Annotated in this window: 1 protein-coding gene; it reads right to left on the bottom strand. The window is 72.0% G+C overall.

All coding sequences use genetic code 11. From position 1 onward, the window contains the following. A partial coding sequence (locus tag IPZ69_RS46810; RefSeq protein WP_235461026.1) for a hypothetical protein occupies positions 1-461 on the bottom strand: 461 nt, incomplete at both ends.

The following is a 461-nucleotide window of genomic DNA, read 5'->3' as shown; positions in this document are numbered from 1 at the left end:
TCCACCGGCTCGAAGCCGTCCAGAGTGAGGGCCTCGGCCTCGTCGCCGTGCAGCCTGGTGACCTGCTTGGCCCAGTGGGAGGCGTGGTGGGCGAGCGCCAGCGATTCCACCCAGCCCTCGACACAAGCGTGCAGCGGAGCCCACGTGTTGCCCCACAGGCCGAACTCGCCGTTCGGGCCGATCATGAAGGAAAAGGCGACCGACACCCGCGGTTCGCCGCCCATGAACCACCACCCGCCCTCGTGAGAGGGCTCGGGCACATCGGCGCAGAGGTAGCGGGGACCGCTCTCGTACACCGGCGCCGGAGGAAGGACCAGGCCGCCCCAGCGCTCCTGGTACGCCACGGCCCGGTCGATGACCTCCCCGGGAACACCCAGGGCGAGCCACCGCTCCCGGTACGGCTCCAAGGGCGTGGCGTCGGCCCTGACGCCGTGGCTCGCGACGAAGGACCGCGCGCGCCG

Origin of the sequence: Streptomyces olivochromogenes (assembly GCF_021538895.1) — a bacterium.
GTDB classification, from domain to species: Bacteria; Actinomycetota; Actinomycetes; order Streptomycetales; family Streptomycetaceae; genus Streptomyces; species Streptomyces olivochromogenes_A.
Note: the sequence above shows the minus strand (reverse complement) of the source record. Positions and strands in the feature narration are given on the sequence as shown.